The organism is Altererythrobacter ishigakiensis, assembly GCF_001663155.1.
Taxonomy (GTDB): Bacteria; Pseudomonadota; Alphaproteobacteria; order Sphingomonadales; family Sphingomonadaceae; genus Erythrobacter; species Erythrobacter ishigakiensis.
Genome location: NZ_CP015963.1, coordinates 1,897,118 through 1,913,464, shown reverse-complemented (window position 1 = coordinate 1,913,464; position 16,347 = coordinate 1,897,118). Strand labels below are relative to the sequence as shown.

The following is a 16,347-nucleotide window of genomic DNA, read 5'->3' as shown; positions in this document are numbered from 1 at the left end:
GCGGAAAAATTCCTAGATAGGCAGCAACACGAAATCAGGAGATTCCTCATGGCGACAAAAGCAGTCACCGATGCAAGTTTTCAGGCTGACGTGGTCGATTCCGACAAGCCGGTTCTGGTCGATTTCTGGGCCGACTGGTGTGGCCCGTGCAAAATGATTGCACCTGCGCTGGAAGAGATCAGCGATGAATTGGCCGATCAAGTGACCATCGCCAAGATGGACATCATGGAAAATCCGGACATCCCCGGGAAACTGGGCGTTCAGGGTATTCCGTATCTGGCACTTTACAAGAATGGTGAGATCGCTGCGACATTGACCGGCGCACGTCCAAAAAGCGCGCTTAAGCAGTGGCTTGAAGGCGAGCTGTAAATTCGCTTAGCTGAGCGCTCGCTCAGCAAACCGATCCCAGATAGCCGGGCTTGATGCACCAATCAGGCCCGGTTTATCTTGCTCATCAACGCGGTATGCGCTGCCATCCAGTCTGCAAGCTTTGCCACCTGCCTCGTTTAGCCAGAGGACGCCCGCGGCGTGATCCCATGCTAGAGTTCGCTTGAAACTCGACACATCATTTTCGCCCAAGGCCAAACGTGGATATTGTTCGGCCGCGCAGCGCGGGATGTCTACCAATTCGTAGTGCGGAGCGAGTTTTGCATCCACGAGCGCGCGCTGCTCCTCAGTCAGAAAAATGCGAGAGATCGCCGCAACAGGTCTATCGCATCCGGTTGGTCGCGAATATATTTGCTCTCCGTTTACATATGCCCCGTTGCCGCGGTGTGCGTGGCAGAACCGCCCAGTCAGGCAGTCATAGATCCAGCCTGAATGGCACAGCCCGCCAGAGCTTTGCGCTATGATAACCCCGAAGGGTGGCTTTCCGTGTGCAAAATTGTGCGTCCCGTCCAGCGGATCGATGATCCAGCAATCCCCCGATAGTCGGTCAAGCACTGTCGCATCCGCATGCGATGCTTCTTCACCAACTATTGCAAGAGACGCGTCGATTCGGGCCAGCCCATCCGACAATAAGTCTTCCGCTTCATGGTCGACGACTGTGACTAAATCATCCGCCGCTTTTTCGGTAACTTCGCCGTCCTCAAGATTGCGATAACGAGGCAGTATAACGCGCTCGCTGACGTTCCGGACAAGGTCGAGCACGGATAGATCAAGCGGGTTCAAGATCGATAATCCGCGTTGATCGAGATGTAGCCATGTGTGAGATCGCAGGTCCAGACCTTCGCGCGCCCATCGCCAATGCCCAGATCGACAGCAACGTCGATATCCTGCCCCTTTAGGTGCTCGGCAACCGGTGTTTCATCATATCCGTCGACCGGTAGTCCATTCCGCGCGGCCCAAACCCCGCCAAAACCGATCGACAGCTTGTCGCGGTCAGCTGGCTCGCCTGCCTTGCCTACCGCCATGACTACACGGCCCCAGTTGGCGTCCTCCCCGGCAATCGCTGTCTTGACCAGCGGAGAATTGGCGATGGAAAGCGCAACGCGATGTGCGCTGTCATCGGTGGCTGCGCCTGTCACGGAAATTGTGATGAATTTGCTTGCGCCTTCGCCGTCGCGCACCACAAGCTGAGCAAGTTGACGGCAGATGTCTTTCAGCGCAGCGTTCAAGGCATCCGCGCCCGCATCATCGAAACCCGCGACCGGGGGATTTCCAGCCATTCCAGTCGCAAACGCCAGCACAGTATCGCTGGTCGACGTGTCGCCATCGACTGTTATGCAGGAGAATGTTTCCTTATTCGCGCCGCTAAGCAGTTCCTGCAAGAAAGGCGCATCAATCGCTGCATCGGTGAAGATATAGCCCAGCATGGTTGCCATATCGGGGGCAATCATGCCCGATCCCTTGATAATGCCAACCAGCTCGACACGCTGGCCGCCAATCATCGCTGAAGCGTGAGCAGCCTTGGCGAATGTATCGGTCGTACAGATGGCCTTTGCCGCATCAAGCCAGCTGCACGGCTGTGCTGTGAGCGCGGCTTCGACTCCGTCGCGAGCCTTGTCCTTGGGCAGGGGGACACCGATTACACCGGTGGATGACACAAACACGTCAGAACTATCGCAGCCGAGGTGTTCTGCGACCTGGCTCATGATCTGCTCAACCGCTTCACGTCCGCGGTACCCGGTGAAAGCATTAGAGTTGCCAGCATTGACCACCAGCGCGCGCGCCGTACCAGACCGGACCTGCTCACGGCCAAGCTCTACTTCAGAGGATGCACAGGCACTTTGCGTGAAAACGCCAGCGACTGATGTATCCTCGCATAATTCGACATATGTCAGATCCGCCCGGTCCCAATCCTTGTAGCGGGCGCGGGCCACCCTAAGGGTCACTCCCTCAATTTCAGGCAGGTCCTCGGGGAAGGGTAATGCAAGTGGTGAGCGTTCAAGTTCCATTCTCCGAGCGCTAGCGATACATTTGATGCCAGTAAATCCATCATGAGAGGTGGACGTCTGCGGGAAGAAGGCGTATTTAGAAATTGATGTTACGTCGTTTGCTCGCCTGTTTTGCGCTGTTGACTGGCCTTGTGGCCGTCACATCGCCTGCGCATGCCAGCGTTTCAGACCTGCTTGATTGCGAGATCGGTATCACGATGGGTGCAGCGGATGACGCTGCTGATGACGACCGGACCTGCCATCATAATCGCGAAGAAGCCGAAGATGCTGACGATGGTGACAAAGCCCGCAAGCCCGCCAAACGTTTTAAGCGCGTATTGCGGCTTCCTGTGCTTTACGGTGTTGACCGCGCCCACGAATAGGGCGGCGATCCTTCATATATCTTTGCTTTAATCTGTGCGGCGGGCACCATCGAGTGCGGCTGCTTTCCATTTACAATTCAGTCCAGACAGGGTCTCTCCCATGTTTCAAGCCATTGCCAAGTCTATCTTCGGCTCATCCAATGATCGTTATGTCAAGTCGATCGGCAAAGTCGTTAATCAAATCAACGCTTTAGAGCCGCAGATTCAAGCGCTGAGTGACGATGAGTTGCGCGCTCAGACAGAAAAGTTTCGTCGGCAGCTCGATGAAGGGCAGACACTGGATGATATCCTGCCCGAAGCGTTTGCTACGGTACGCGAAGCCTCGCTTCGCGTACTTGGAATGCGCCATTTCGATGTCCAGATGGTTGGCGGCATCGTGCTTCACCGCGGCGAAATTTCGGAGATGAAGACGGGTGAGGGCAAGACACTCGTGGCAACACTGGCGACCTATCTGAATGCCATTGAAGGCAAGGGCGTGCATGTCGTTACGGTCAACGACTATCTGGCTCGTCGTGATGCCGAGTGGATGGGCAAGCTACACAACTGGCTTGGTCTCACAGTGGGTGTAATTGTCCCCAATCTGAGCGAAGCGCAACGCCGCGAGGCATACAACGCCGACATTACATACAGCACGAACAACGAGCTGGGCTTCGATTATCTACGCGACAATATGAAGCACTCTAAGGATCAGATGGTCCAGCGACCCTTCAATTTCGCGATCATTGACGAGGTCGACTCCATCCTCATCGACGAGGCACGCACACCGCTGATCATCTCAGGCCCGACTGAAGATAAGTCCGACCTTTATGTCGCACTTGATGAAGTCGTGAAGAATGTGCCTGAGGATTGGTACGAGGCAGACGAAAAGACCAAGAATGTTCAGCTGACCGAAGAAGGTACTGACGAGATCGAGAAGCTCCTCATTGAGAAGGGCTTGCTTGAAACTGAGAACCTTTACGATGTTGAGAACACTCAGGTCGTGCATCACCTCGATCAGGCTTTGCGCGCGAACATCATGTACAAGCGCGACGACAACTATATCGTCAAGGATGACAAGGTTGTCATCATCGACGAGTTTACCGGCCGCATGATGGATGGTCGCCGTTGGTCTAACGGCCTGCATCAGGCGGTAGAGGCCAAGGAAGGCGTCAAGATCGAGCCTGAAAACCAGACTATGGCTTCGATCACCTTCCAGAATTACTTCCGCATGTATCCGAAACTGTCGGGTATGACCGGAACCGCTGCGACTGAGGCAGCAGAATTCTGGGACGTTTACAAGATGAACGTGGTCGAGATTCCGACCAATGTTCCCGTCCAACGCGTCGATGAAGAAGACGAGTTCTACAAGAACACGATGGACAAGTTCGCCGCGATTGCAAAGGCGATCAAAGAGAAGAATCAGATCGGTCAGCCGGTGCTGGTCGGCACAGTTTCGATCGAGAAATCAGAGTTGCTTAGCCAATTCCTCGAGAAGGAAGGCGTCAAGCACGAGGTTCTCAACGCTCGCCAGCATGAACGTGAAGCGCACATCGTGGCGCAGGCAGGCCGTATTGGGGCAGTCACGATTGCAACGAATATGGCAGGTCGCGGTACTGACATTCAATTAGGCGGGAACGTCGACTTCCGTATCGGTGACGAGCTTGCCCATCTGGCGGCAGACGACCCTAAGCGCCCGATGGAGGAAGACCGGATCAAGGCCGAAGTCGCAGCCGAGAAGCAAAAGGTCCTTGAGGCAGGCGGTCTTTTCGTTCTGGGCACGGAACGCCATGAGAGCCGCCGGATCGATAATCAGCTTCGTGGCCGTTCTGGCCGTCAGGGTGACCCGGGCCTTTCCCGCTTTTATCTCTGCCTTGAAGACGATCTGCTACGTATTTTCGGCCCGGATACCCTGTTCGCCAAGATGATGAATTCGAATCTGGCGGACGGTGAAGCGATTGGCTCCAAATGGCTCTCAAAGGCGATTGAGACCGCGCAGAAGAAGGTCGAAGCGCGTAACTATGAAGCGCGCAAGCAAGTTGTCCAGTACGACGATGTGATGAATGACCAGCGTAAGGTCATCTACGAACAGCGCGGTGAGATCATGGAGTCGGAAACGGTCGACGATGTCGTGTTTGACATGCGCCATGACACCATCAACTCGCTGGTAGGGCAAGCTTGCCCACCGGGATCATACCCTGAGCAATGGGATGTCGACGGGCTGAAAGAGAAAGTCGAAGAGGTATTTGGACTCACACCACCGATCGACGACTGGTTGGAAGAAGAGCAGGTTGAGCCTGAATTGCTGGAAGAGCGCATCCGCGCTGAAGCAGACGCCATGATGGACAAGAAGATTGCCGACGCAGACCCGAACATCTGGCGTCAGGTCGAAAAATCGGTGCTCCTTGAGAGGCTCGATTTCCACTGGAAGGAACACCTCGCCACACTGGATGCCTTGCGTCAGGTGATCTGGATGCGCGGTATCGCGCAGAAGCAACCCATCAATGAGTACAAGCAGGAGGCGTTCGGCCTGTTTGAAACAATGCTTGATACCTTGCGTGAGGACATCACCAAGATCCTGGCAACCGCGCAATTGCGCGTTCAACCACCTGAGCCGCAGCAATTGCCTGACCTCCCAGATTTCCTGACCGGACACATCGATCCACTGACCGGTCTTGACAATTCGAACGATGGTGACGGTTCCGAAGATCGGCCGGAACTGTTTGGCTCGTTTGCAGGCAGCCCGCGCGCCGGGTTTGGTCCTGGCGGCCGTAATCCTGTCAACCCCTATGCGGATCAGAACATCAGCCGGAATGCACAATGCCCCTGTGGATCAGGGAACAAGTACAAACATTGCCATGGCGCAGTGATCTGATTGGCCAGAATTGGATTGAAGGGAGAGCCAAGCGCGTTTGCTCAGGCTAACGCGCGCGGCTCTCTCAACATTGGCACCAGTGGCGGGCTTTCCGGTTCCGGGTGGATTGGCTCCCCAAACTGTTCGAAGCCGCAAGAGTTGTAGAAGCCCGTGTTCGCCGGGTTGGAATTCTCCAGATATGCTCGGACCCCTGCGCGATCACAGGCATCGAGCATGGGTTGGATGAGTTTGCGCCCCAAGCCCTTGCCCTGCGCGGAGGGACGCACGCCGATGCTGAAAAGATAGGCATGGGGGAATTCTGGGTGTTGCGCATCCATCGCTGTCCCGGTCTTGATCGCGCGAACAACGGCACGTGGTCCAGACCTGATCAGGGTTGACCACGAAATCACAGCATAGTCTGACAATCCGAAGTTCGCGTGCTGATCCGGCAGCATCCACATACACGCGCCTTCCTCTCCTGATCGGTAGGAGAAACCATTGGGAACATAAATCCGTCTGGCCTGAGCGTGAAACAGAGCGCTGATCGCGGGAAAGTTTCCGAACAGCCAAAGGTTGAACGGGTCGTTTCGAAACGCGTCAGCGGTTATGTCGCCGATCACATCCGCGTCTGAGCGCAACATCGCACGGGTCAGCCCTGTTCCCAGATCTATGTCGCTAATCTGCATAATGCCTGCCCCTCCTGATCGCTTTTGCTAGCATGGGGATGAGGGGGCGGATAGAGAGCGTGCATGCCATTCCTGATCGCGGCCTTCTTCATTACTGCACTGCTCTATGCGTCCGTCGGTTTTGGTGGTGGTTCGACCTATGCCGCATTATTGGCGTTGTCCGGGCTCGATTACCGTTTGCTGCCAGTGCTGGCGCTTGCCTGCAACATTGTAGTTGTCGCCGGCAGTAGCGTGCGTTTTGCCCGGGCCAAGGTAACACCATGGCGCGGCGCATTGTTGCTAACTGCGTTGGCAGCACCGGCAGCGTTCCTTGGGGGGCTTACCCCGATTGATGAAGCAACCTTCATGCTGCTTCTTGGCGCGAGCCTTGTGCTTACAGGCATAACAATGCTGATGCCGACTGCGGATGGAAGCGATGCAATGCCGATGCAGTTCGCACGCTACGTCGGCGTGGTGGCGGTGCCGCTGGGCTACATCGCAGGCTTGGTGGGGATTGGGGGAGGCATCTTCCTGGCTCCCCTGCTTCATTTGACCAGATGGAACAACGCGCGTGCAGTTGCTGCAACGGCCAGTTTTTTCATCTTGGTGAATTCGCTGTTTGGCCTTGCGGGGCAGCTGATCAAAAGCGGAAGTGGTGTGTTAAGCGGCGCGGTTGCTGGGGGTTTTGCCTTGCTTATCTCGGTAGCCATTGGCGGTCAGATCGGCAGCCTGTTGGCGGTGCGGGTTCTTCCGTTGAGATGGATCAGATGGCTAACCGCTGCCTTGGTCACAATTGTGGGCGCACGGCTGTTGTTAGGCTTTTAGCCGATCATTTATTCGATGCATTGGAAGAAAGTGGCTCCCCGAGTTGGATTCGAACCAACGACCAAGTGATTAACAGTCACCTACTCTACCGCTGAGCTATCGGGGAGCAGCCCGAAAGGCAGAGCGGCCCTATATGGGCGCTGGATTCGTTTGGCAAGTGGTGTGTGGGGCTCAGGCCGCAATTTTTCGCGACTATTACGGTTCACGCTGATCAGACCTGAAATTGTTCGGCAACAATCCGTTCGTCGAGCGAATGTCCCTTGTCGAACAGCAGCGTAAGCTCCGTGTCACGTTCGACTGTGAGCAGAACCTCTGCAATGTCGCGAAGCTCGGTCTGGTCCGCCACAGCAGAAACGGGACGCTTTGCCGCCTCGAGTATTCGAAATTTGACGGGCAAATGATCGGGCAGAATTGCCCCGTTCCAGCGCCGCGGACGGAATGGGCTGATCGGCGTCAACGCCAATAGTTTCGAATCGAGTGGCAGTATTGGGCCATTGGCTGACAGATTATAGGCCGTTGATCCTGCTGGCGTTGACAGCAGCACGCCGTCACAGACCAGTTCTTTGATCCGCACGCGGCCATTGACTGAGACTTCAATCTTGGCGGTCTGGCGCATCTCACGCAGCAACGACACTTCGTTGATGGCAAGAAATGTGTGCTCTTTACCGTCCTGCGTGGTCGCTTCCATTCGTAATGGTGAGAAGGTGAAAGGGCGAGCCTTCTGTACCCGGCTAAGCACGTTTCCACCATTGCGATACCGGTTCATCATGAAGCCCACTGTGCCGCGATTGAGGCCATAGGCGGGTATGACTCTTCCGCGATTCAGCATTTCATGCAGGGTCTGGAGCATAAAGCCATCGCCGCCCAAAACTACAGCCACATCTGCTTCTTCGACTGGTACCCAGTCATGTGTAGGCAACAGATCGGCATAGGCAGTTTTGGCTCGATGCGCGTCAGAAGCCAGCAAGGCAAAGCGTTTGAATGTACCTGTATCGGACAATTTTTCGTCCCTTCATCGCCAAGCGTGATCGCACAACTATGCGCGAAGCCAGCGTATTTCAACGTTCAGGCTGCTTTCCTAGCTTTTTGGACGATACGTGAAAGTCCCTTGGTGAGCTGGAACAAGCCATTGAGGCGACTTTGCGGATCACCCCAAGCGCGATTGATAACCAGCTTCATGTCTGGGCGCAGCTTGGCCGTTCCTTGAAGCCTGTCGACATAGGCAAGAAGGCCTGGCCCGTCCGGAAAATCATCCTTGTGGAATGTCACAAGTGTTCCGCGTGCGCCGACATCAATTTTGGCAATATTGGCTGTGATGGCCTGATGCTTGATCTCGATCAGGCGAACGAGGTTGGCAGTGGCATCGGGCAGGGGGCCGAAACGGTCGATCATCTCAGCCGCCATGGCCTCGATCTCTGCCTTGTCCTTGGCATCATTCAAACGGCGATACAGCGCCATGCGCACCGCCAGATCCGGCACATAATCTTCCGGGATCATGATCGGTGCGTCGACGGTGATCTGCGGGCTGACTTTGTCGCGGTCTGCCTCAAGTCCCATCTCGCCTGCCTTTGCAGCAAGGATCGCATCCTCGAGCATGGACTGATAGAGTTCAAACCCGACTTCGCGGATATGGCCCGATTGCTCGTCGCCCAGTAGATTGCCGGCCCCGCGAATGTCCAGATCGTGGCTAGCGAGCTGGAATCCGGCTCCCAATGAGTCGAGATCGCCCAGGACTTTCAGACGCTTCTCCGCCACTTCTGACAACTGCACATCCTTTGCGTAGGTCAGATAGGCGTAGGCCCGCAGCTTTGACCGGCCTACGCGCCCGCGCAGCTGGTAAAGCTGAGCCAGCCCGAACCGATCGGCGCGGTGGATTATGATTGTGTTGGCGCTGGGGATGTCGAGTCCGCTCTCGACGATGGTGGTCGACAGCAACACGTCATATTTGCGGTCATAGAACGCGCTCATGCGCTCTTCGACTTCACCAGCTCCCATCTGGCCGTGCGCGGATATGCTCTTCACTTCCGGCACATGCTCGCGCAGCCATTCTTCCACATCGGCCATGTCGGAAATGCGTGGTACAACGATGAAACTTTGCCCGCCGCGGTGGTGTTCGCGCAGCAAAGCTTCGCGCATCACCATGTCATCCCATTCCATCACATAGGTCCGCACCGCGAGGCGGTCGACCGGCGGCGTCTGGATGGTTGAGAGTTCGCGCAGGCCCGTCATCGCCATTTGCAGCGTGCGCGGGATGGGAGTGGCCGTCAGAGTCAGAACATGCACGTCAGCACGCAATGCCTTTAGCCGCTCTTTATGCGTCACCCCGAACCGCTGCTCTTCGTCGACAATCACCAGGCCCAGATCGCGGAACTTGGTGCTCTTTGACAGGATCGCATGCGTGCCGATGACAATATCGACATCGCCTTTCTCAAGACCTTCGCGTGTGTCCGACATCTCTTTAGCGGGGACCAAACGAGACAAGCGGCCAACTTTCAGCGGGAAGCCAGCGAAGCGTTCAACGAAATTGGTGTAATGCTGCCGCGCGAGCAAGGTAGTGGGGGCAACCACTGCCACCTGCTGGCCGTTCATCGCGGCTACAAATGCAGCGCGCAGGGCCACTTCGGTTTTACCGAAGCCCACATCGCCGCACACCAATCGATCCATTGGGCGGCCGCTTTCCAGATCACGCAATACGTCAGCGATGGCTGCGTCTTGGTCGTCGGTTTCTTGCCACGGAAACTTCTCGACGAACTGGTTGTAGGCCGATGCCTCTGGCTCAAGCACGGGCGCTTTCTTCAGCGCGCGCTGAGCGGCGATCTGCATCAATTCACCGGCGATCGCACGGATGCGTTCTTTCAGCTTCGCACGGCGTTTCTGCCAACCTTCGCCGCCTAGCCGGTCGAGCATGACCGCTTCTTCGCTACTGCCGTAGCGTGAAAGCACATCGATGTTCTCAACCGGGATGAACAGCTTGTCGCCGCCCTTGTATTCCAACATCACACAGTCGTGCTGGCTCTTGCCTACGGGGACTGGTTCCAGCCCTAGATACTTCCCAATCCCGTGTTCAACATGGACCACCAGATCGCCGCGGCTAAGCGATTGCAGTTCCGCCAGAAATGCATCGGAATCCTTGCGGCGTTTCTTGCGTCGAACAAGCCGGTCACCCAGGATATCCTGCTCAGTCAGCAGTTCGATCTGATCGTTCGCAAACCCCGTTTCGAGCGGCAGAACGGTGGCTACGGGCTTGCCCCTGGCGCTCGCCCCTAGCGCTTCTTGCCACGTGTTTGCGTGTTCTACCTTGCACCCAGCCTCTTCGAGGATAGATGCGATGCGAGAGCGACTGCCGCTGGAATATGCCGCGATAATCGCACGCTTGCCGGATTTGCCGAGCGAATTGAGGTGTTGTGCCGCGATGGGATAGACATTGTCCCCGCGTGCTCGATCCGGTGCGAAATCGCGCGCTGAGGAGAACCCGAAGTCGATCACCTGATCACCTTCAGGCTCAGCAAAAATCACGCTGCGGTGGACAGTGTGCTCCCTGAGCGCAGCATCGAATTCGTCTTTGCCCAGGTAGAGCGCATTATTGTCGAGCGGCCGATAACTACCGGCTGCCTGGCCGGCAGTCTTCTTGCGCGCCTGATGATAATCCGCGACATCCTTTAGCCGTTCGTCCGATGCGCCGATGGCTCCGCTGTCGATGACCACCACGTCTTCAGACGAGAGGTAGTCGAAGATCGTCGCCAACCGATCCTCGAACAGCGGCAGCCAATGCTCCATGCCAGCCAGTCGACGTCCATCGCTGACTGCCTCATAAAGAGGGTCCTGTGTTGCGGTGGCACCGAACATCTCTCGGTAGCGGCTGCGGAAACGTTTGATGCTGTCTTCATCGAGCAGCGCCTCGCTCGCAGGTAGCAAGAGATGCTGTTTCAGCGTGCCGACGGTCATCTGCGTTGACGGATCAAACAGGCGCAAGCTTTCCAGCTCATCGCCGAAGAAATCGAGCCTCAGACCCTGTTCCAGGCTCGACGGGAAAATGTCGACGATCGAGCCGCGCAGGGCATACTCACCGTGATCGACCACGGTGTCCGTGCGTGAATAGCCTTGCCGCTGGAGCAAGGCGGACAAGCTGCTATGGCCGATGGTTGTACCCTGTTTGAATTCACGAACGCTCTCGCGAACTCGAAACGGGGTCAGAACACGCTGCAGAACCGCGTTCGCAGTGGTAACCAGTAGCTGTGAACCGGCCTTGCCAGACTGAAGGCGATGCAGGGCGGCGAGCCGCTTTGCACTGACCGATAATGCAGGGCTCGCCCGGTCATAAGGCAAGCAATCCCATGCGGGGAACTCGATCATTTCAAGTTCTGGTGCAAAGAACTTGGCCGCTTCCGCCACCGAACGCATCGCAGCCTCATCCGGTGCGATAAAGACTGCGCGTCCCTTAGAAGCGCGCGCCAGATCGCTCATCACCAATGGCTGCGCGCCGCGCGCAACCGAGGCGAGGGTAAGCGGCGAAGAGGCCGAAAGGATATTCGAAAGGTCAGGCATAGAGGTGCGTCGGATCAGCGCGGGATGTCGACATAGTCGAGCTGCTGCATTCGCTCCATCATCGGTCCGGCAAAGCGTTCTGCAACTGGTGCGGTCTTCATGGCCCAGGCCATCACATCCACGTCGTCTTCGTCGAGCAGATCTTCGAACCAGCGTAATGCAACCTCATCCCATTCGCTGTGATAACGATCGAAATAGCCGCCGATCATGTAATCGGCTTCGCGGGTGCCACGATGCCACGCGCGGAATTTGGCGCGGGCGAGACGGGCTTCGAATGTCAGTGCGTCGGGCATAAGGCGCGGGTAGGGGACTCGCTCAAAGCGCGCAAGCGGCTATAGCAGTGAAATGCGTCCTGAGGTCTTAAATCCGCTGTTTATCGAGAGCGATGCGCTGGAAGGCGTAGGGCCGAAGCTGAAGAAGCCGCTGGACAAGCTCGGCCTCACTCGCGTGCGCGATTTAGCCTATCACTTGCCAGAGCGTTTTGTGACGCGGCGAGCCGTTGAAACGCTTGATGACGCGAACGAAGGCGAGAACATTATTGTCGCGCTAACGCCGACCGAACACCGTGCAGCGCGGAATAACCGAGGGCCCTATCGGGTCTTTGCGCAGGATAGCACCGGCAACATCTGCAACATCACCTATTTCGGGCGGGCGTCTTACACGGCGAAGAAACAGCTGCCAGTTGGTGAGAGGCGCTGGGTAGCGGGAAAGCTCGACCGTTTTGGCGATATGCTGCAGATCGTGCACCCGGATCACGTCGAGAAGGAAAGCAGCGCCAACCTTGCGCGTATGTGCGAGCCCGTTTACGGCTTGTCGGAAGGGCTGACGCAGCCACGAATGGCAGGGCTGGTCAGTCAGGCGCTGACCCGCTTGCCAGAGCTTCCCGAATGGATCGAACCGACGCAGCATGACAAGGAGGGCTGGCCTGATTGGCGTGACGCGTTGAGCCTGGCGCACAGATCCGAGAATCCGAAAGCTCGCGATCGGTTGGCCTATGATGAGTTGCTGGCGAACAGTCTCGCGCTGATGCTGGTGCGGGCGGACAATCGCAGCCGTAAGGGCCAGCCCCTGGCTGGCGAGGGCTCACTGCGTGACAAACTGCAGCTGCCTTACTCTTTGACTGGTGCACAGTCTCGTTCGGTCAGCGAAATCGAAGGCGATCTGGCGCAGGAAGCGCCCATGCTGCGATTGCTGCAGGGCGATGTTGGCGCGGGCAAGACCGTGGTCGCGCTGTATGCCATGTTGATCGCGAATGAGGCGGGCAAGCAGGCAGCGTTGTTGGCTCCAACAGAAATCTTGGCTCGCCAGCATTACGAGACTTTGCGGCAGATGGCCGCGCCAACTGGCGTTGAGGTCGCTCTCCTGACAGGGCGTGACAAAGGCAAGGCCCGCGAAGCTAAGCTTATGGGCATGCTCGACGGCTCAATCGATATTGTGGTGGGCACGCACGCGATCTTTCAGGATACAGTGAACTACAAAGACCTTGGTCTGGTGGTGATCGACGAACAGCATCGCTTTGGCGTTGCCCAGCGCCTGCAGCTCGCCAGTAAGGGCAAGCGCACACCGCACACATTGGCGATGACGGCCACGCCGATCCCGCGCACGCTTACGCTCGCGCAATATGGCGAGATGGACGTTAGCAAACTCGATGAGATGCCGCCGGGCCGCAAGCCGATTTTGACCCGCGTCATGTCGATGGAACGCATGGGTGAGATTGTCGATGGGATCGCGCGACACCTTGAGACAGGGCAGCAGGCGTTCTGGGTATGCCCCATGGTGCATGAGAGCGAGGTCGCCGATCTGGCGGCGGCAGAAGCGCGCTATGCGGCGCTGAAGGAGCGGTTCGGAGATTCCGTTGTGCTTGTGCACGGTCAAATGCCGCCCGAAGCCAAGGACGCCGCAATGGAGCGTTTTGTCGCGGGCGAGGCGAAGCTGATGGTCGCGACCACGGTCATTGAAGTTGGTGTGGACGTGCCCAACGCGACTTTGGTGGTGATAGAGCAGGCCGAGCAATTTGGCCTCGCTCAACTGCACCAGCTGCGTGGCCGGGTTGGCCGTGGATCGGAACAGGCCGTGTGTCTTCTGTTGCGCGGAGAAGCCTTGTCTGAAACTGCTCGTAGACGTCTCGCGCTGATGCGCGAAACGCAGGACGGTTTTCGCATTGCCGAAGAGGATTTGGAATTGCGCGGTGGCGGTGAGCTTTTGGGAACCCGCCAGTCGGGAGACACGCCTTTTCGCGTTGCAAATCTTGAACAGATCACGCGACTGTTGCCCGCGGCTCATGCCGATGCGCGATTGTTGATGGAGCGAGATGGGGGATTGGCAAGCGAGCGGGGAGAGGCAGCGCGTATCCTGCTCTATCTGTTTGAGCGGGATTGGGGCGTACAATTATTGCGCGGGGGCTAGCTTTCTTGCGAGCGCCTGTGCCGCCTCATTCACCTCAGCCCATGTGCGCTCAAATCCATCCTCTCCACCGTAATAGGGATCACCCACGGCTTCGCCCATACGGTGGGGAAGTAAATCTAGCAGAAGCGAGATTTTCGCCGTCGCATCTGTGGGCGCTCTAGCTTCAATGTTTCTTAGATTCTCGTGATCCATCGCAAAGATGTGCGTGAATTCGCGATAGTCACTCTCTGCGAGTTGCCGCCCACGATAGTGCGCGATGTCGATGCCACGAGTGGCCGCTGTGCGGATGCTTCGGGGGTCGGGCGGTTCACCCACATGATAACCTGCAGTGCCCACGCTATCGACATGCACTTCGAAACCTGCCTCGTGCGCAGCGGCGCGGAAAGCGGCTTCGGCCAAAGGGGAACGGCAAATATTGCCAAGGCAAACGAAGAGAACAGATGCGGTGTGTGCCATTGGTCAATGGCTACTGGACCTATAGGTGGTCGCGCAATAGGAAGCGTCCGCAACAGGAGAGATTTTAATGCAAAAGCTACTTGCCGCGGTATTGCTCGCATCGACTGCCGCTATTTCTGGCACATCTGTCAGCGCAAATGATCACGGGATGGCAACCATAGAAAGCGAATCTATCGCTGCCTATGAGTCACTTCGCGAAGAGATCTGGCAATGGTATCTGGATAACAGCCCGGGCCTAGCAACAAGCGTTGGCGATCGAAGGGGTGACGGTAAGTTGGGCGATTGGTCTCTCGAAGCCCACGCGCGCAGCATCGCTGATGCCCGGCGGTTTGTGGCGCAGCTTGATACGATCGACAGGGCTGCACTTTCTGCTGACTTGCAAGTCGATTTCGACGTCGTACGACTTAGTATGGCGGACATTGTCGCTGCCTCCGCTCATGAGCATGACTGGTACCAGATCTTCACCAACCGCGGGGGTTGGTTCAATCAATTGGCCTCATTGCCGCATAGCTCACCATTCTTCACGCTGGAGGATTACGAGAGCTACGTTGGTCGCCTTGCCGCGTATTCAAAGGTTAACCAAGACTCTATTGATCGGTCACGAATCTCCATCGAAAAGGGCCTGACACACGCGTGCGGTCCGATGGAAGGTTTCGATGATCGCATGCAGAGCATGGTTCACTCTGAAGCGGAAAGCTCTCCGTATTGGGCCCCGTTTGCAACACAGCCTGCAACGATCAGCGATGCGGATTGGGCGGATCTGAAAGCTCGCGCCAAGACCGTCTTAGAATCCTCTGTATTTCCGGAGCTTCAAGCCTTTGCGGACTTCTACACAGACGAATATGCACCTCGATGTCGCACAGGAACACCGGGCGTCCTTGCAACTCCTGGAGGTGCAGAGTTTTATGACTATCGCGTCAAGAGTTTCACTACGACGGACATGACCGCTGACGAAGTTCACAAGCTTGGGCTATCTGAGGTCGCACGAATCCGTGCGGAAATGGAGACTGTGGCCTCCGAAGCCGGGTTTGAAACGCGCGAAGCTTTCATCGAGCATCTGCGCACCGACCCGCGGTATTACATGACCGATGAGCAGGACTATCTGCGCTATACACAAGCTTTGGCTAAGGAGATCGATGGCTGGATGCCGAAACTGTTCGGTAAGCTACCGCGCCAGCCTTACACGGTACTGCCCATTCCAGCAGCACAAGCCCCTGGGAATACGACTGCGTATTACGAGCCTGGCTCGCTCGAAACGGGGCAGGCGGGGATTTATCGTTTGAATCTGACCGAGCTCGATCAGCGTCCCTTGTGGGAACTACCCGCGCTGGGTGTGCATGAAGCAGTCCCGGGCCATCATCACCAGATTGCCTTGCAGCGCGAGCTGGACCTGCATCCGCTTCGCGCCAACGGCACATTCTTCACCGCTTTCGTGGAAGGCTGGGGGCTGTATTCTGAACGTCTTGGAATTGAGATGGGGCTCTACAATACGCCTGCACGTGAGATGGGCCGGTTAAGCTATGAGATGTGGCGCGCCACGCGACTTGTCGTCGATACCGGGATACACTCCAAAGGTTGGAGCAAGCAACGTGCGGTCGATTACATGCTCGACAATACGGCGCTTTCGCCCGCGAATATCGATGCTGAGGTCAACCGTTACATTACGTGGCCCGGTCAGGCACTGGCATACAAGGTAGGTGAGTTGAAAATCCGCGAATTGCGGGAACTGGCCGAGCGAGAACTGGGATCAAGTTTTGATCTGCGGGCATTTCACGACACGGTGCTTGAAAATGGATCAGTTCCAATGAGTGTTCTGGAAACATACGTCAAAAGATGGATTGAAGCGCAAAAGTCTGGGTAAC

The 16,347-nt window shown here is 56.8% G+C and carries 13 protein-coding genes and 1 tRNA gene; 6 read left to right on the top strand and 8 right to left on the bottom strand.

The window, feature by feature from the left end; all coding sequences use genetic code 11:
- Positions 1-48: 48 nt before the first annotated feature.
- The gene (gene trxA, locus A6F69_RS09080) at positions 49-369 is read left to right on the top strand and encodes a thioredoxin (RefSeq protein WP_067600175.1); all 321 of its coding nucleotides are present in this window, start codon (positions 49-51) and stop codon (positions 367-369) included.
- Positions 370-375: 6 nt separating this feature from the next.
- On the opposite strand, the gene A6F69_RS09075 is transcribed toward trxA, so the two are convergent.
- Positions 376-1,173: an inositol monophosphatase family protein gene (locus A6F69_RS09075; RefSeq protein WP_067600171.1), complete on the bottom strand. Its 798-nt coding sequence runs from the start codon at positions 1,171-1,173 to the stop codon at positions 376-378.
- Positions 1,167-2,396 (bottom strand): bifunctional glutamate N-acetyltransferase/amino-acid acetyltransferase ArgJ, encoded by a 1,230-nt coding sequence (argJ, locus tag A6F69_RS09070; RefSeq protein WP_067600168.1) that lies wholly within the window; start codon positions 2,394-2,396, stop codon positions 1,167-1,169. The genes A6F69_RS09075 and argJ overlap by 7 nt, the downstream gene beginning before the upstream one ends.
- A gap of 86 nt (positions 2,397-2,482) precedes the next feature.
- On the opposite strand from argJ, the gene A6F69_RS09065 reads away from it, so the two are divergent.
- Together A6F69_RS09065 and secA are read left to right on the top strand one after the other, a co-directional pair.
- On the top strand, positions 2,483-2,758 hold the full coding sequence (locus A6F69_RS09065; protein ID WP_067600164.1) for a hypothetical protein: 276 nt from the start codon (positions 2,483-2,485) through the stop codon (positions 2,756-2,758).
- A gap of 100 nt (positions 2,759-2,858) precedes the next feature.
- Positions 2,859-5,609: a preprotein translocase subunit SecA gene (gene secA / locus A6F69_RS09060; RefSeq protein ID WP_067600162.1), complete on the top strand. Its 2,751-nt coding sequence runs from the start codon at positions 2,859-2,861 to the stop codon at positions 5,607-5,609.
- A 41-nt stretch (positions 5,610-5,650) separates the two neighbouring features.
- Here secA and A6F69_RS09055 read toward each other — a convergent pair whose 3' ends face one another.
- Positions 5,651-6,274, bottom strand: a complete 624-nt coding sequence (locus tag A6F69_RS09055) for a GNAT family N-acetyltransferase (protein WP_067600157.1) — start codon at positions 6,272-6,274, stop codon at positions 5,651-5,653.
- A gap of 63 nt (positions 6,275-6,337) precedes the next feature.
- On the opposite strand from A6F69_RS09055, the gene A6F69_RS09050 reads away from it, so the two are divergent.
- Complete coding sequence (locus A6F69_RS09050; RefSeq protein ID WP_067600154.1) at positions 6,338-7,078, top strand: sulfite exporter TauE/SafE family protein; 741 nt, start codon at positions 6,338-6,340, stop codon at positions 7,076-7,078.
- A 31-nt stretch (positions 7,079-7,109) separates the two neighbouring features.
- On the opposite strand, the gene A6F69_RS09045 is transcribed toward A6F69_RS09050, so the two are convergent.
- From A6F69_RS09045 to A6F69_RS09030, 4 genes are all read right to left on the bottom strand, one after another.
- Positions 7,110-7,184 (bottom strand) — tRNA-Asn (locus A6F69_RS09045).
- Positions 7,185-7,289: 105 nt separating this feature from the next.
- The gene (locus tag A6F69_RS09040) at positions 7,290-8,078 is read right to left on the bottom strand and encodes an NAD kinase (protein WP_067600151.1); all 789 of its coding nucleotides are present in this window, start codon (positions 8,076-8,078) and stop codon (positions 7,290-7,292) included.
- A 65-nt stretch (positions 8,079-8,143) separates the two neighbouring features.
- Positions 8,144-11,623 carry a transcription-repair coupling factor gene (mfd, locus tag A6F69_RS09035; RefSeq protein ID WP_067600148.1) on the bottom strand — a complete coding sequence of 1,160 codons (3,480 nt, stop codon included), beginning with the start codon at positions 11,621-11,623 and terminating at the stop codon, positions 8,144-8,146.
- Positions 11,624-11,637: 14 nt separating this feature from the next.
- Positions 11,638-11,916: an FAD assembly factor SdhE gene (locus A6F69_RS09030; RefSeq protein ID WP_067600145.1), complete on the bottom strand. Its 279-nt coding sequence runs from the start codon at positions 11,914-11,916 to the stop codon at positions 11,638-11,640.
- A 52-nt stretch (positions 11,917-11,968) separates the two neighbouring features.
- Between A6F69_RS09030 and recG the strand changes: the two genes are divergently transcribed.
- On the top strand, positions 11,969-14,029 hold the full coding sequence (gene recG / locus A6F69_RS09025; RefSeq protein ID WP_067600142.1) for an ATP-dependent DNA helicase RecG: 2,061 nt from the start codon (positions 11,969-11,971) through the stop codon (positions 14,027-14,029).
- Here the strand turns inward: recG and A6F69_RS09020 are convergent.
- Positions 14,012-14,485, bottom strand: coding sequence for a low molecular weight protein-tyrosine-phosphatase (locus A6F69_RS09020; RefSeq protein ID WP_067600140.1), 474 nt, complete (start codon positions 14,483-14,485; stop codon positions 14,012-14,014). The genes recG and A6F69_RS09020 overlap by 18 nt on opposite strands.
- 67 nt (positions 14,486-14,552) lie before the next feature.
- On the opposite strand from A6F69_RS09020, the gene A6F69_RS09015 reads away from it, so the two are divergent.
- A complete protein-coding gene (locus A6F69_RS09015; RefSeq protein ID WP_083984750.1) occupies positions 14,553-16,346 on the top strand; it encodes a DUF885 domain-containing protein in 1,794 nt (597 codons plus the stop codon).
- The last annotated feature ends 1 nt before the right edge of the window (position 16,347 follow it).

What these genes read in the sequence shown, in the direction of transcription:
- argJ (WP_067600168.1), bottom strand. Translation starts at nt 2,396, where the DNA reads ATGGAACTTGAACGCTCACCACTTGCATTACCCTTCCCCGAGGACCTG.
- A6F69_RS09065 (WP_067600164.1), top strand. Translation starts at nt 2,483, where the DNA reads ATGTTACGTCGTTTGCTCGCCTGTTTTGCGCTGTTGACTGGCCTTGTG.
- A6F69_RS09030 (WP_067600145.1), bottom strand. Translation starts at nt 11,916, where the DNA reads ATGCCCGACGCACTGACATTCGAAGCCCGTCTCGCCCGCGCCAAATTC.
- A6F69_RS09015 (WP_083984750.1), top strand. Translation starts at nt 14,553, where the DNA reads ATGCAAAAGCTACTTGCCGCGGTATTGCTCGCATCGACTGCCGCTATT.
- mfd (WP_067600148.1), bottom strand. Translation starts at nt 11,623, where the DNA reads ATGCCTGACCTTTCGAATATCCTTTCGGCCTCTTCGCCGCTTACCCTC.
- A6F69_RS09020 (WP_067600140.1), bottom strand. Translation starts at nt 14,485, where the DNA reads ATGGCACACACCGCATCTGTTCTCTTCGTTTGCCTTGGCAATATTTGC.
- A6F69_RS09050 (WP_067600154.1), top strand. Translation starts at nt 6,338, where the DNA reads ATGCCATTCCTGATCGCGGCCTTCTTCATTACTGCACTGCTCTATGCG.
- trxA (WP_067600175.1), top strand. Translation starts at nt 49, where the DNA reads ATGGCGACAAAAGCAGTCACCGATGCAAGTTTTCAGGCTGACGTGGTC.
- secA (WP_067600162.1), top strand. Translation starts at nt 2,859, where the DNA reads ATGTTTCAAGCCATTGCCAAGTCTATCTTCGGCTCATCCAATGATCGT.
- A6F69_RS09055 (WP_067600157.1), bottom strand. Translation starts at nt 6,274, where the DNA reads ATGCAGATTAGCGACATAGATCTGGGAACAGGGCTGACCCGTGCGATG.
- recG (WP_067600142.1), top strand. Translation starts at nt 11,969, where the DNA reads ATGCGTCCTGAGGTCTTAAATCCGCTGTTTATCGAGAGCGATGCGCTG.